This window comes from Pseudomonas yangonensis (assembly GCF_009932725.1).
GTDB classification, from domain to species: domain Bacteria; phylum Pseudomonadota; class Gammaproteobacteria; order Pseudomonadales; family Pseudomonadaceae; genus Aquipseudomonas; species Aquipseudomonas yangonensis.
Genome location: NZ_BLJU01000022.1, coordinates 263,410 through 275,993 on the forward strand (window position 1 = coordinate 263,410; position 12,584 = coordinate 275,993).

The 12,584-nt window shown below is 57.7% G+C and carries 26 protein-coding genes; all 26 read right to left on the reverse strand.

What is annotated here, in order from left to right; genetic code table 11:
• Positions 1-13 precede the first annotated feature (13 nt).
• The 26 genes from rpsD to rpsJ all read right to left on the reverse strand — a co-directional run bounded on the left by rpsD (position 14) and on the right by rpsJ (position 12,378).
• On the reverse strand, positions 14-634 hold the full coding sequence (rpsD, locus tag GYB81_RS21165; protein ID WP_013717339.1) for a 30S ribosomal protein S4: 621 nt from the start codon (positions 632-634) through the stop codon (positions 14-16).
• Positions 635-651: 17 nt separating this feature from the next.
• Positions 652-1,041: a 30S ribosomal protein S11 gene (rpsK, locus tag GYB81_RS21170; RefSeq protein ID WP_003243933.1), complete on the reverse strand. Its 390-nt coding sequence runs from the start codon at positions 1,039-1,041 to the stop codon at positions 652-654.
• Positions 1,042-1,071: 30 nt separating this feature from the next.
• The gene (gene rpsM, locus GYB81_RS21175; protein ID WP_012019780.1) at positions 1,072-1,428 is read right to left on the reverse strand and encodes a 30S ribosomal protein S13; all 357 of its coding nucleotides are present in this window, start codon (positions 1,426-1,428) and stop codon (positions 1,072-1,074) included.
• 133 nt (positions 1,429-1,561) lie between these two features.
• On the reverse strand, positions 1,562-1,678 hold the full coding sequence (rpmJ, locus tag GYB81_RS21180; RefSeq protein WP_002555468.1) for a 50S ribosomal protein L36: 117 nt from the start codon (positions 1,676-1,678) through the stop codon (positions 1,562-1,564).
• A gap of 28 nt (positions 1,679-1,706) precedes the next feature.
• Positions 1,707-3,035: a preprotein translocase subunit SecY gene (gene secY / locus GYB81_RS21185; protein ID WP_031303184.1), complete on the reverse strand. Its 1,329-nt coding sequence runs from the start codon at positions 3,033-3,035 to the stop codon at positions 1,707-1,709.
• Positions 3,036-3,467: a 50S ribosomal protein L15 gene (gene rplO / locus GYB81_RS21190; RefSeq protein ID WP_013717341.1), complete on the reverse strand. Its 432-nt coding sequence runs from the start codon at positions 3,465-3,467 to the stop codon at positions 3,036-3,038.
• A 2-nt stretch (positions 3,468-3,469) separates the two neighbouring features.
• Positions 3,470-3,649, reverse strand: coding sequence for a 50S ribosomal protein L30 (rpmD, locus tag GYB81_RS21195; RefSeq protein WP_003243922.1), 180 nt, complete (start codon positions 3,647-3,649; stop codon positions 3,470-3,472).
• 2 nt (positions 3,650-3,651) lie between these two features.
• On the reverse strand, positions 3,652-4,152 hold the full coding sequence (gene rpsE / locus GYB81_RS21200; RefSeq protein WP_013717342.1) for a 30S ribosomal protein S5: 501 nt from the start codon (positions 4,150-4,152) through the stop codon (positions 3,652-3,654).
• A gap of 3 nt (positions 4,153-4,155) precedes the next feature.
• Positions 4,156-4,506, reverse strand: a complete 351-nt coding sequence (gene rplR, locus GYB81_RS21205; RefSeq protein ID WP_017675612.1) for a 50S ribosomal protein L18 — start codon at positions 4,504-4,506, stop codon at positions 4,156-4,158.
• A gap of 11 nt (positions 4,507-4,517) precedes the next feature.
• A complete protein-coding gene (gene rplF, locus GYB81_RS21210; RefSeq protein ID WP_003463285.1) occupies positions 4,518-5,051 on the reverse strand; it encodes a 50S ribosomal protein L6 in 534 nt (177 codons plus the stop codon).
• 12 nt (positions 5,052-5,063) lie between these two features.
• Positions 5,064-5,456 (reverse strand): 30S ribosomal protein S8, encoded by a 393-nt coding sequence (gene rpsH / locus GYB81_RS21215; RefSeq protein WP_161867845.1) that lies wholly within the window; start codon positions 5,454-5,456, stop codon positions 5,064-5,066.
• Positions 5,457-5,781: 325 nt separating this feature from the next.
• Positions 5,782-6,087: a 30S ribosomal protein S14 gene (rpsN, locus tag GYB81_RS21220; protein ID WP_003243912.1), complete on the reverse strand. Its 306-nt coding sequence runs from the start codon at positions 6,085-6,087 to the stop codon at positions 5,782-5,784.
• 15 nt (positions 6,088-6,102) lie between these two features.
• The gene (gene rplE / locus GYB81_RS21225; RefSeq protein ID WP_003243911.1) at positions 6,103-6,642 is read right to left on the reverse strand and encodes a 50S ribosomal protein L5; all 540 of its coding nucleotides are present in this window, start codon (positions 6,640-6,642) and stop codon (positions 6,103-6,105) included.
• A 19-nt stretch (positions 6,643-6,661) separates the two neighbouring features.
• Positions 6,662-6,976, reverse strand: a complete 315-nt coding sequence (gene rplX / locus GYB81_RS21230; RefSeq protein ID WP_003463290.1) for a 50S ribosomal protein L24 — start codon at positions 6,974-6,976, stop codon at positions 6,662-6,664.
• 11 nt (positions 6,977-6,987) lie between these two features.
• Positions 6,988-7,356: a 50S ribosomal protein L14 gene (rplN, locus tag GYB81_RS21235; protein WP_003243907.1), complete on the reverse strand. Its 369-nt coding sequence runs from the start codon at positions 7,354-7,356 to the stop codon at positions 6,988-6,990.
• A gap of 23 nt (positions 7,357-7,379) precedes the next feature.
• A complete protein-coding gene (rpsQ, locus tag GYB81_RS21240; RefSeq protein ID WP_003243904.1) occupies positions 7,380-7,646 on the reverse strand; it encodes a 30S ribosomal protein S17 in 267 nt (88 codons plus the stop codon).
• A 2-nt stretch (positions 7,647-7,648) separates the two neighbouring features.
• Complete coding sequence (gene rpmC, locus GYB81_RS21245) at positions 7,649-7,840, reverse strand: 50S ribosomal protein L29 (protein ID WP_003243902.1); 192 nt, start codon at positions 7,838-7,840, stop codon at positions 7,649-7,651.
• Positions 7,840-8,253, reverse strand: a complete 414-nt coding sequence (rplP, locus tag GYB81_RS21250) for a 50S ribosomal protein L16 (RefSeq protein WP_003243901.1) — start codon at positions 8,251-8,253, stop codon at positions 7,840-7,842. The genes rpmC and rplP overlap by 1 nt, the downstream gene beginning before the upstream one ends.
• Positions 8,254-8,265: 12 nt before the next feature.
• Positions 8,266-8,952: a 30S ribosomal protein S3 gene (gene rpsC / locus GYB81_RS21255; RefSeq protein ID WP_003243898.1), complete on the reverse strand. Its 687-nt coding sequence runs from the start codon at positions 8,950-8,952 to the stop codon at positions 8,266-8,268.
• Positions 8,953-8,965: 13 nt separating this feature from the next.
• The gene (gene rplV / locus GYB81_RS21260; RefSeq protein WP_003103908.1) at positions 8,966-9,298 is read right to left on the reverse strand and encodes a 50S ribosomal protein L22; all 333 of its coding nucleotides are present in this window, start codon (positions 9,296-9,298) and stop codon (positions 8,966-8,968) included.
• An 11-nt stretch (positions 9,299-9,309) separates the two neighbouring features.
• Entirely contained in the window at positions 9,310-9,585 is a 276-nt protein-coding gene (gene rpsS / locus GYB81_RS21265) for a 30S ribosomal protein S19 (RefSeq protein WP_003243896.1), read from the reverse strand.
• 16 nt (positions 9,586-9,601) lie between these two features.
• Positions 9,602-10,426, reverse strand: coding sequence for a 50S ribosomal protein L2 (gene rplB, locus GYB81_RS21270; RefSeq protein ID WP_003243893.1), 825 nt, complete (start codon positions 10,424-10,426; stop codon positions 9,602-9,604).
• 14 nt (positions 10,427-10,440) lie between these two features.
• Positions 10,441-10,740, reverse strand: coding sequence for a 50S ribosomal protein L23 (rplW, locus tag GYB81_RS21275; protein ID WP_003243891.1), 300 nt, complete (start codon positions 10,738-10,740; stop codon positions 10,441-10,443).
• Positions 10,737-11,339 carry a 50S ribosomal protein L4 gene (gene rplD, locus GYB81_RS21280; RefSeq protein WP_003243889.1) on the reverse strand — a complete coding sequence of 201 codons (603 nt, stop codon included), beginning with the start codon at positions 11,337-11,339 and terminating at the stop codon, positions 10,737-10,739. The genes rplW and rplD overlap by 4 nt, the downstream gene beginning before the upstream one ends.
• A gap of 14 nt (positions 11,340-11,353) precedes the next feature.
• The gene (gene rplC, locus GYB81_RS21285) at positions 11,354-11,983 is read right to left on the reverse strand and encodes a 50S ribosomal protein L3 (RefSeq protein WP_013717347.1); all 630 of its coding nucleotides are present in this window, start codon (positions 11,981-11,983) and stop codon (positions 11,354-11,356) included.
• Positions 11,984-12,066: 83 nt separating this feature from the next.
• Entirely contained in the window at positions 12,067-12,378 is a 312-nt protein-coding gene (rpsJ, locus tag GYB81_RS21290) for a 30S ribosomal protein S10 (RefSeq protein ID WP_003243886.1), read from the reverse strand.
• Positions 12,379-12,584: the final 206 nt, after the last annotated feature.

Below are 12,584 nucleotides of genomic sequence, written 5' to 3' on the forward strand. Positions count from 1 at the left end.
TATTTTCTAGCCCTTACTTGGAGTAGAGCTCGACAATCAGGCTCTCGTTGATGTCAGCGGACAGATCGCTACGAGCCGGAACGTTCTTGAACACACCGGACTTCTTCTCAGCGTCTACTTCTACCCACTCAACACGGCCGCGCTGGGCGCAGAGCTCGAGAGCCTGAGCGATGCGCAGCTGGTTCTTCGATTTCTCGCGAACAGCAACGACGTCGCCAGCTTTAACCTGGTAGGACGGTACGTTTACGGTCTGACCGTTGACGCTGATTGCTTTGTGCGAAACCAGCTGACGGGATTCGGCGCGGGTAGCACCATAGCCCATACGGTAAACCACGTTATCCAGACGGCACTCCAGCAGTTGCAGCAGGTTTTCGCCGGTGGCGCCCTTCTGGCTGGCAGCTTGCTTGTAGTAACCGCTGAACTGACGCTCCAGAACGCCGTAGATACGACGGACTTTCTGCTTTTCACGCAGCTGGGTGCCGTAGTCGGACTGACGACCGCGGCGCTGACCGTGAATACCGGGAGCTGCTTCGATGTTGCACTTAGATTCAAGCGCGCGAACACCGCTCTTCAGGAAGAGATCGGTGCCTTCACGGCGAGACAGTTTGCACTTGGGACCAATGTAACGAGCCATTTCTCACTGTCTCCTGTTTACACGCGACGCTTCTTCGGCGGACGGCACCCGTTGTGCGGGATAGGCGTCACGTCGGTGATGCTGGCGATTTTGTAGCCGCAGGCGTTCAGAGCACGCACAGCGGATTCGCGACCTGGACCCGGGCCCTTGACGTTGACGTCGAGGTTCTTCAGGCCATATTCCAGAGCAGCCTGACCAGCGCGCTCGGCGGCGATCTGAGCAGCGAACGGAGTGGACTTACGCGAGCCGCGGAAACCCGAACCACCGGAGGTAGCCCAGGACAGAGCGTTGCCCTGACGGTCGGTAATGGTCACGATGGTGTTGTTGAAAGACGCGTGGATATGGGCGATGCCATCAACCACCGTCTTTTTGACTTTCTTACGAGTACGAGCAGCAGGTTTTGCCATGACTAAATTCCTGTCGATTCGCGAATGCGATTACTTGCGGATCGGCTTACGCGGGCCCTTACGGGTGCGAGCGTTGGTCTTGGTGCGCTGACCGCGAACCGGCAGACCTTTACGATGACGCAGGCCGCGGTAGCAACCCAGATCCATCAAGCGCTTGATCTTCATATTCACTTCACGACGCAGGTCGCCTTCGGTATTCACCTTGGCTACTTCGCCACGCAGCTGTTCGATCTGCTCGTCAGTCAGATCCTTGATTTTCGCAGCCGGGTTTACACCGGTAGCGGCACAGATTTTCTGTGCAGTGGTGCGACCAACACCATAGATGTAGGTCAGCGAGATAACAGTGTGCTTGTTATCCGGAATGTTAACGCCTGCAATACGGGCCATTCAGTGGAACTCCAATTGACAGCTACCTACGCCCCGGAAGCCAAGAAATAGGGCGCGAGATATTAACGCTGTAAAAACAAATAATCAACCCGGCAGCGCACTAGCTGCCGGGCTTATCACGCGTGGTTCACACTCAGCCTTGGCGCTGCTTGTGACGCGGCTCTGCGCTGCAGATCACCCGCACGACACCTTCGCGACGGATAATTTTGCAGTTACGGCACAGCTTTTTCACCGATGCACGAACTTTCATTACCAACTCCTCGAACCTTACGGGTGGATCAGCGGAGCATGCCGCTGCCATAGCCCTTCAGGTTGGCTTTCTTCATCAGGGAATCGTACTGGTGAGACACGAGGTGCGATTGCACTTGGGACATGAAGTCCATCACAACCACGACCACGATCAGCAACGAGGTCCCGCCAAGGTAGAACGGAACGTTGGCCGCAACCACCAGGAACTGGGGCAGCAGGCACACGGCCGTCATGTACAGAGCACCGAACATGGTCAAGCGGGTCAGAACGCCATCGATATAGCGCGCCGACTGCTCGCCCGGACGGATGCCCGGAATAAAGGCACCGGACTTCTTCAGGTTTTCCGCTACGTCTTTCGGGTTGAACATCAGCGCTGTATAGAAGAAGCAGAAGAAAATGATCCCTGCACTAAACAGCAGAATGTTCAACGGCTGACCAGGAGCGATAGCCTGCGAAATGTCCTGCAGCCAGCCCAAACCCTCGGACTGACCGAACCAGGCACCCAGCGAGGCCGGGAACAGCAGAAGGCTGCTGGCGAAAATGGCCGGGATTACGCCCGCCATGTTCACCTTCAACGGCAGGTGGCTGGTCTGCGCAGCAAAAACCTTGCGGCCCTGCTGACGCTTGGCGTAGTGCACCGCAATGCGGCGCTGACCACGCTCGATGAACACCACGAAACCGATGATCGCTACTGCCAGCAGGCCGATGGCAATCAGAGCGAAGATATTGATATCGCCCTGACGAGCAGACTCGAAAGACTGCCCAATCGCCGACGGCAGACCGGCCACGATGCCTGCAAAGATCAGCATCGAGATACCGTTGCCGACACCGCGCTCGGTGATCTGCTCGCCCAGCCACATCATGAACATCGCGCCCGCCACGAAAGTGGTGACCGCCACGAAATGGAAGCCGAAATCGACCGAGAACGCCACGCCCTGGCTAGCCAAGCCAACGGACATGCCGATGGCCTGCACGAATGCCAGGACGAGAGTGCCGTAGCGGGTGTACTGGCTGATCTTGCGACGGCCAGCTTCACCTTCCTTCTTCAACTGTTCCAGCTGCGGGCTGACGGCGGTCATCAGCTGCATGATGATCGATGCCGAGATGTACGGCATGATCCCCAGTGCAAAGATGCTCATCCGCTCCAGCGCGCCGCCGGAAAACATGTTGAACAAGCTAAGAATGGTCCCCTCATTCTGCCGGAACAGATCCGCCAGTCGGTCTGGGTTGATGCCAGGAACCGGGATGTGCGCACCTATCCGGTAGACGATGATCGCCATGAACAGGAAGCGCAGACGAGCCCAGAGTTCGGACAACCCGCCACCTGCCAGCGCTGAGAGAGCACCTTGCTTAGCCATTTAGTCCTCGAACTTACCGCCAGCTGCTTCGATAGCCGCACGCGCACCTTTGGTGGCAGCGATACCTTTCAGGGTAACCGCACGGGTAACCTCACCGGACAGCATGACTTTTACGCGCTGTACGTGTTGGCCAACCAGATTGGCATCCTTCAGAGCCTGCAGAGTTACAACACCTTCTACCTTGTTCAGCTCGGAAGTACGCACTTCGGCGCGATCCATAGCCTTCAGGGAGACGAAGCCGAACTTCGGCAGACGACGGTGCAGCGGCTGCTGACCACCCTCGAAGCCCGGAGCGATGGAACCACCGGAGCGGGAGGTTTGACCCTTGTGACCACGGCCACCGGTCTTGCCCAGACCGCTACCGATGCCACGGCCCGGACGGTGCTTCTCGCGACGGGCACCCGGCGCGGAACGCAGATCGTTCAGTTGCATGATTAACCCTCCACCTTCAGCAGGTAGTAAGCCTTGTTGATCATGCCGCGGTTTTCCGGAGTATCCAGAACCTCTACGGTGTGACCGATGCGACGCAGGCCCAGGCCCTTGACGCAAGCTTTGTGATTGGCCAGGCGGCCATTGGTGCTCTTGATCAGAGTCACTTTGACGGTGTTAGCCATGGTTAGAGAATCTCCTCGACGCTCTTGCCACGCTTGGCCGCAACGGATTCCGGAGACTGCATGGTCTTCAGACCGTTGAAAGTGGCATGAACCACGTTCACCGGATTGGTCGAGCCGTAGCACTTGGCCAGAACGTTCTGTACACCAGCCACTTCCAGTACGGCACGCATGGCGCCGCCGGCGATGATACCGGTACCTTCCGAAGCCGGCTGCATGTACACCTTGGAGGCGCCATGAGCGGACTTGATCGGGTACTGCAGAGTGGTGCCGTTCAGATCCACCTGGATCATGTTGCGACGCGCAGCTTCCATCGCCTTCTGAATGGCAGCCGGAACTTCACGGGACTTGCCACGGCCGAAACCGACGCGACCCTTGCCATCACCCACCACGGTCAGCGCGGTGAAGGTGAAGATACGGCCACCCTTTACGGTCTTGGCAACGCGGTTAACCTGAACCAGCTTCTCGATGTAGCCTTCGTCGCGCTTTTGGTCGTTATTTGCCATAACTTAGAACTCCAGCCCGCCTTCACGAGCAGCATCAGCCAGCGCCTTGACGCGGCCGTGGTACTTGAAGCCAGAACGGTCGAATGCCACCTGGGTCACACCAGCGGCTTTCGCACGCTCGGCAACCAGCGCACCAACCTTCTTGGCCGCGTCGACGTTGCCGGTGGCGCCATCACGCAGTGCTTTGTCCAAGGTAGAGGCGCTGGCCAGAACCTTGCTGCCGTCGGCCGAGATGACCTGGGCGTAGATGTGCTGCGAAGAGCGATACACGCACAGACGCACGGCTTCGAGCTCGTGCATTTTCAGGCGTGCTTTGCGAGCGCGACGCAGACGAGTAACTTTTTTGTCGGTCATTTCTCAGCCCCTTACTTCTTCTTGGCTTCTTTACGACGGACAACTTCATCCGCGTAACGAACGCCTTTGCCCTTGTAAGGCTCAGGACGACGGAAGTCACGGATTTCCGCAGCCACCTGACCCACCAGTTGCTTGTCGATACCCTTGATCAGGATCTCGGTCTGGTTCGGGGTTTCGGCCACGACGCCTGCCGGCAGTTCGTAGTCGATCGGGTGAGAGAAGCCCAGCGCGAGGTTCAGCACCTGGCCTTTGGCCTGGGCTTTGTAGCCTACGCCGACCAGTTGCAGCTTACGCTCGAAGCCTTGGCTGACACCGATGACCATGTTGTTAACCAGGGCGCGAGTAGTACCGGCCATGGCGCGGTTCTGCTGGTCGCCATTACGAGCGGCGAAACGCAGTTCGCTGCCTTCCTGGATAACTTCTACGGACGAGTGAACGTTCAGTTCCAGGGTGCCCTTGGCGCCCTTGACCGAGAGCTGCTGACCGGCGAGTTTGATCTCGACACCGGCAGGCAGCACAACGGGGTTCTTAGCAACGCGAGACATGCTTATCCCCCCTTAGAACACGGTGCAGAGCACTTCGCCGCCGACACCGGCAGCGCGCGCAGCGCGATCCGTCATCACACCTTTGTTGGTGGAGACGATGGAAACACCGAGACCGCCACGTACCTTCGGCAGGTCATCGACGGATTTGTATTGACGAAGGCCAGGACGGCTCACGCGCTTGACTTCCTCGATGACCGGACGGCCTTCGAAGTACTTCAGCTCGATGGACAGTTGTGGCTTGGCTTCACCATTGACTTTATAACCCGCAATGTAACCTTCGTCTTTCAGAACTTTGGCTACGGCTACCTTCAGAGTGGAAGAAGGCATGCTTACGACGGACTTTTCAGCCATCTGGGCATTACGGATACGAGTTAGCATGTCCGCTAACGGGTCCTGCATACTCATGGGCTAGACGCTCCTGATACAAAAAGAACAGCCCGAGGGCTGTGGGATCATCCAAAAGCTCGGCATGGAAATACCAGGCTCAGGAGAGCCGGACATTCTAGAGACCGATCAAAAATGAAGCAAGCCCCAAAAGGGGCTTGATTCATTATTCTGCTGGTAGTCTTGCGAGCTAGAGCCAGGCAAGGCGCAAGGAGGAGAGGATGCGGAGTTTACTGTAGTAAATCAGCAATCCGAACCGACTTGCAACGCGGCATGGCCGACACGCAGCAGACCACCATAAAGACAAAGCCGGCACAAGGCCGGCTTCGCTTTCAGCTACTGCTGATTACCAGCTGGCTTTCACCAGGCCCGGTACGTCACCACGCATGGCGGCTTCGCGCAGCTTGTTACGCGACAGACCGAACTTGCGGTAAACGCCGTGCGGACGGCCGGTGATGCGGCAGCGGTTGCGCAGGCGCGAGGCGCTGGCGTCACGCGGCTGCTTCTGCAGGGCGACCTGAGCTTCCCAACGAGCTTCCGGAGTGGAGTTCGGGTTGGCGATGATCGCTTTCAGCTCGGCACGCTTCTTGGCGTACTTGGCAACCGTTTGCTGACGCTTCAGCTCGCGGTTCTTCATGCTTGTCTTGGCCATTGTCCAGGACTCCGATCAGTTGCGGAACGGGAAGTTGAAAGCACGCAGCAGAGCGCGGCCTTCATCATCGTTACGGGCAGTGGTAGTCAGGGTGATGTCCAGACCACGCAGCGCATCGATTTTGTCGTAATCGATTTCCGGGAAGATGATCTGCTCTTTCACGCCCATGCTGTAGTTGCCACGACCATCGAAGGACTTGGCATTCAGGCCGCGGAAGTCACGCACGCGCGGCAGGGAGATGGACAGCAGACGATCCAGGAACTCGTACATACGCTCGCGACGCAGAGTGACCTTGACGCCAATCGGCCAACCTTCACGAACCTTGAAACCTGCGATCGACTTGCGGGCATGAGTCACAACGACTTTCTGACCGGTGATCTTCTCGAGGTCGGCAACGGCGTTCTCGATGACTTTCTTGTCACCGATCGCTTCGCCCAGGCCCATGTTCAGGGTGATCTTGGTGATGCGCGGAACTTCCATCACGTTGGCCAGCTTCAGTTCTTCCTTCAGCTTGGGCGCGATTTCCTTCCGGTAAATCTCTTTCAGTCGTGCCATGGTATTTACCTACGGATTCTCAAGCGCCAACCGGCTTCTGGGTGGACTTGAAGACACGAATTTTCTTGCCGTCTTCGACTTTGAAGCCAACGCGGTCAGCCTTGTTGGTCTCAGAGTTGAAGATGGCAACGTTGGAAGCGTGCAGCGGCGCTTCTTTCTCGACGATACCGCCTTGAACGCCCGACATCGGGTTCGGCTTGGTATGACGCTTCACCAGGTTGATGCCACCGACGACCAGACGGTCGTCAGCGAGAACCTTGAGCACCTTACCGCGCTTACCTTTGTCTTTGCCGGCGATCACGATGATCTCGTCGTCACGACGAATCTTTTGCATGTCGGATCTCCTTAAAGCACTTCAGGGGCGAGCGAGACGATCTTCATGAACTTCTCGGAACGCAGTTCACGGGTCACTGGCCCGAAGATACGGGTACCGATCGGCTCTTGCTTGTTGTTCAGCAGAACAGCAGCGTTGCCGTCGAAGCGGATGATCGAACCGTCGGCACGGCGAACGCCGTGACGGGTACGAACGACCACTGCGGTCATGACCTGACCTTTCTTCACTTTGCCGCGCGGAATTGCTTCCTTGACGGTGACCTTGATGATGTCGCCGATGCCGGCGTAGCGACGATGCGAGCCGCCCAGCACCTTGATGCACATAACACGACGTGCACCGCTGTTGTCAGCCACATCGAGCATGGATTGAGTCTGAATCATAAAATTTCTCCGACCCTTAGCTCTTAGACTTCGACGGCGCGTTCAACGACTTCAACCAGCGCCCAGGACTTGGTCTTGGACTGCGGGCGGGTTTCGCGAATGGAAACCTTGTCGCCGATCTTGCACTGGTTGCTTTCGTCGTGAGCGTGCAGCTTGGTCGAACGCTTGACGTATTTACCGTAGATCGGGTGCTTGACGCGACGCTCGATCAGAACGGTGATGGTCTTGTCCATCTTGTCGCTGACAACACGGCCGGTCAGCGTACGGACTGTTTTTTCAACTTCGGCCATGATCACTTACCTGCCTGCTGGCTGAGGACAGTCTTGACGCGAGCGATGTCGCGCTTCACTTGCGAGAGCAGGTGAGACTGCCCCAGCTGGCCAGTTGCCTTCTGCATACGCAGATTGAACTGGTCGCGCAGCAGCTCGAGCAGTTGCTCGTTCAGCTGTTGTGCGCTTTTTTCACGAAGTTCGGTCGCTTTCATCACATCACCGTCCGCTTAACAAAGGTGGTGGCGAGCGGCAGCTTTGCAGCAGCCAGGGCGAATGCCTCGCGCGCCAGCTCTTCGGATACGCCTTCGATCTCGTACAGGACCTTGCCTGGCTGGATCTGGGCTACCCAGTATTCAACGCCACCCTTACCTTTACCCATACGCACTTCGAGAGGCTTCTTGGTAACCGGCTTGTCCGGGAAGACGCGGATCCAGATCTTGCCGCCACGCTTAACGTGACGGGTCAGAGCACGACGAGCGGACTCGATCTGACGAGCGGTGAGACGACCGCGGGCGACAGACTTCAGCGCGAACTCGCCGAAGCTGACCTTGCTACCGCGCTGAGCCAGACCACGGTTGTGGCCGGTCATCTGCTTGCGGAACTTCGTACGCTTTGGTTGCAACATGATGCGTACTCCTTATTTCTTAGCAGCTTTACGAGGAGCGGGCGCTTGCGGCTTCAGCTCTTCAGTGCGGCCACCAATGACCTCACCCTTGAAGATCCAAACCTTGACGCCGATCACACCGTAAGTGGTGTGCGCTTCGTAGGTGGCGTAATCGATATCGGCACGCAGGGTGTGCAGAGGCACACGACCTTCGCGATACCACTCGGTACGGGCAATTTCAGCGCCGCCAAGACGACCGCTCACCTGGATCTTGATGCCCTTGGCACCAATGCGCATGGCGTTCTGTACAGCGCGCTTCATGGCGCGACGGAACATAACGCGACGCTCCAGCTGCTGAGCTACGCTCTGCGCAACCAGCATACCGTCGAGCTCCGGCTTGCGGATCTCTTCGATGTTGATGTGCACCGGCACACCCATTTGCTTGGTCAGGTCCTGACGCAGCTTCTCAACATCTTCACCTTTCTTGCCGATCACGATGCCGGGACGAGCGGTGTGGATGGTGATGCGTGCGGTTTGAGCCGGACGAGCGATGTCGATACGGCTAACGGACGCGCTTTTTAGTTTGTCTTGCAGGTATGCACGAACCTTCAGGTCGGCATTCAGGTAGTCGGCATAATTGCGACCATCTGCGTACCAGACCGAGGTGTGATCCTTGACGATTCCCAGGCGGATGCCAACGGGATGTACTTTCTGACCCATCTGATCGACTCCGTTACTTGTCCGCAACCTTGACAGTGATATGGCAAGACCGCTTGACGATGCGATCAGCACGGCCTTTGGCACGCGGCATGATGCGCTTAAGCGAACGCCCTTCGTTGACGAAAACGGTGCTGACCTTCAGGTCATCAACGTCTGCGCCTTCGTTGTGCTCGGCGTTGGCAACGGCCGACTCCAGCACTTTCTTCATGATCTCGGCGGCTTTCTTGCTGCTGAAAGCCAGCAGGTTGAGCGCTTCGCCCACCTTCTTCCCGCGGATCTGGTCGGCGACCAGGCGAGCTTTCTGGGCGGAGATGCGAGCGCCCGACAACTTAGCGGCTACTTCCATTTCCAAACCCCTTAACGCTTGCCTTTCTTGTCGGCAACGTGACCACGATAGGTACGGGTGCCGGCAAATTCGCCCAGTTTGTGGCCGACCATGTCTTCGTTCACGAGGACCGGGACATGCTGACGACCGTTATGCACAGCGATGGTCAGACCGACCATCTGCGGCAGGATCATGGAGCGACGCGACCAGGTTTTAACCGGCTTGCGATCGTTCTTTTCCACCGCCGCTTCGACCTTCTTCAGTAGGTGAAGATCGATAAAAGGACCTTTTTTCAGAGAACGTGGCACTGTCGTATCCCTCTATTTACTTGCGACGACGGACGATCATGTTGTCGGTGCGCTTGTTAGCACGGGTCTTCGCGCCCTTGGTCGGGAAGCCCCACGGCGACACCGGATGACGACCACCGGAGGTACGACCTTCACCACCACCGTGCGGGTGATCAACCGGGTTCATGGCAACACCACGAACGGTCGGACGAACGCCACGCCAGCGCTTGGCACCAGCCTTACCCAGCGAACGCAGGCTGTGCTCGGAGTTCGAGACTTCGCCCAGGGTCGCACGGCACTCAGCCAGGACTTTGCGCATTTCGCCGGAGCGCAGACGCAGAGTCACATAAGCACCTTCACGCGCGATCAGCTGAGCGGAAGCACCAGCGGAACGAGCGATCTGCGCGCCTTTGCCCGGCTTCAGCTCGATACCGTGAACGGTCGAACCTACCGGAATGTTGCGCAGCTGCAGGCTGTTGCCCGGCTTGATCGGCGCCATGTTGCCGGCTACCAGCTGATCGCCAGCTACAACGCCTTTCGGGGCGATGATGTAGCGACGCTCACCGTCGGCATACTTCAGCAGAGCGATGTGAGCAGTACGGTTCGGATCGTATTCCACGCGCTCGACGGTGGCAGGGATGCCATCCTTGTCGTTGCGACGGAAGTCGACCAGACGGTAATGCTGCTTGTGGCCACCACCGATATGACGGGTGGTGATACGGCCGTTGTTGTTACGACCACCGGACTTCGACTTCTTCTCGAGCAGCGGAGCGTACGGAGCGCCTTTGTGCAGCTCCTGATTGACCACCTTGACCACAAAACGGCGGCCAGCGGAAGTCGGTTTGCATTTAACGATTGCCATGATGCACCCCTTCCTTACTCAGCACTGCTGGTGAAATCGAGATCTTGGCCCGGCTGAAGGGAGATAACTGCCTTCTTCCAGTCGTTACGCTTGCCCAGACCGCGAGCGGTGCGCTTGCTCTTGCCCAGAACGTTCTGGGTAGTCACGCGCTCAACCTTCACGTTGAACAGGCTTTCGACGGCCTTCTTGATTTCCAGCTTGGTCGCATCGGTAGCGACTTTGAAAACGAACTGACCTTGCTTGTCAGCCAGAACCGTGGCCTTCTCGGAGATGTGCGGGCCAAGCAGCACTTTGAATACGCGTTCCTGGTTCATCCCAGCAGCTCCTCGAATTTCTTCACGGCCGAAACAGTGACCAGCACTTTTTCGTACGCGATCAGGCTGACCGGATCGGAACCCTGGACGTCACGTACGTCGACGTGCGGCAGGTTGCGGGCAGCCAGGTACAGGTTCTGATCGACCGCGTCGGATACGATCAGCACATCGTTCAGACCCAGGCCGTTCAGCTTGCTCAGCAGAGCCTTGGTTTTCGGAGCTTCGACAGCGAAGTCTTCAACCACTACCAGACGGTCGGTACGAACCAGCTCAGCAAGGATGGAGCGCAGAGCAGCGCGGTACATCTTCTTGTTCAGCTTTTGGTCGTGGTTACGGGTGGACGCTGCGAAGGTCACACCACCGCCACGCCAGATCGGACCACGAGTGGTACCAGCACGAGCACGACCGGTGCCCTTCTGACGCCACGGGCGCTTGCCGCCACCGGAAACGTCGGAACGGGACTTCTGGCCTTTGGTGCCCTGACGGCCGCCAGCCATGTAGGCTACGACTGCTTGGTGAACCAGGGTCTCGTTGAACTCGCCACCGAAGGTCGCATCGGACACTTCGATCGCCTGAGCGCCATTTACATTCAATTGCATCTCAGATTCTCCCCTTACGCCTTGACAGCCGGACGAACGATAACGTCGCCGCCAGTAGCGCCCGGAACGGCACCCTTGACCAGCAGCAGGTTACGCTCGGCGTCTACGCGAACGACTTCCAGGGACTGTACGGTCACGCGCTCAGCGCCCATATGACCGGACATCTTTTTGCCCTTGAATACACGACCCGGGGTCTGGCACTGGCCGATGGAACCCGGTACACGGTGAGAAACGGAGTTACCGTGAGTGTTGTCCTGGCCGCGGAAGTTCCAACGCTTGATGGTACCGGCGAAGCCTTTACCTTTGGACTGACCGGTGACATCCACCAGTTGACCAGCTTGGAAAATTTCAGCGTTGATCAGATCGCCGGCCTGGTAGTCGCCTTCTTCAAGACGGAATTCCAGAACGGTACGACCTGCCGCGACGTTCGCCTTGGCGAAGTGACCGGCCTGAGCCTTGCTGACGCGCGAGGCGCGACGCTCGCCGACAGTGACCTGCACTGCACGGTAGCCATCGGACTCCTCGTTTTTGAACTGGGTGACGCGATTCGGCTCGATCTCAATGACCGTGACCGGAATGGAGACACCTTCTTCGGTGAAAATGCGGGTCATGCCGCACTTACGTCCGACTACACCAATAGTCATGTTGTAAACCTCATGAGTGTACGGGGCTTTCACCCGCTATGGCCGCCCATTTCAGAGCGTTACACGACTAAAACCGCCAGGTTTTAGCCGAGGCTGATCTGCACTTCCACGCCTGCCGCAAGGTCGAGCTTCATCAGCGCGTCAACGGTTTTATCCGTCGGCTGGACGATGTCCAGAACACGCTTATGAGTGCGGATTTCGTACTGATCACGCGCGTCCTTGTTGACGTGCGGAGAGATCAGAACGGTGTACCGCTCCTTACGAGTAGGCAGAGGAATCGGACCACGCACCTGAGCACCAGTACGTTTCGCGGTTTCCACGATTTCCTGGGTAGATTGATCGATCAGGCGATGGTCAAAAGCCTTCAACCGAATACGGATTTGTTGGTTTTGCATTTTGACCTCAGATTCCAAGCTGCTAATCCCCACAGACGGACTACGCCCGCTCGAGGGAGGCGCAATTGTACGGATGCCCCCTGGGGGTGTCAACTTTTAACCAGTTCAAAAGAAAAGGGCCCCGAAGGGCCCTTTTCTCTCAAGCGGATCGTCGATTACTCGATGATCTTGGCAACCACGCCGGCGCCAACGGTACGACCACCTTC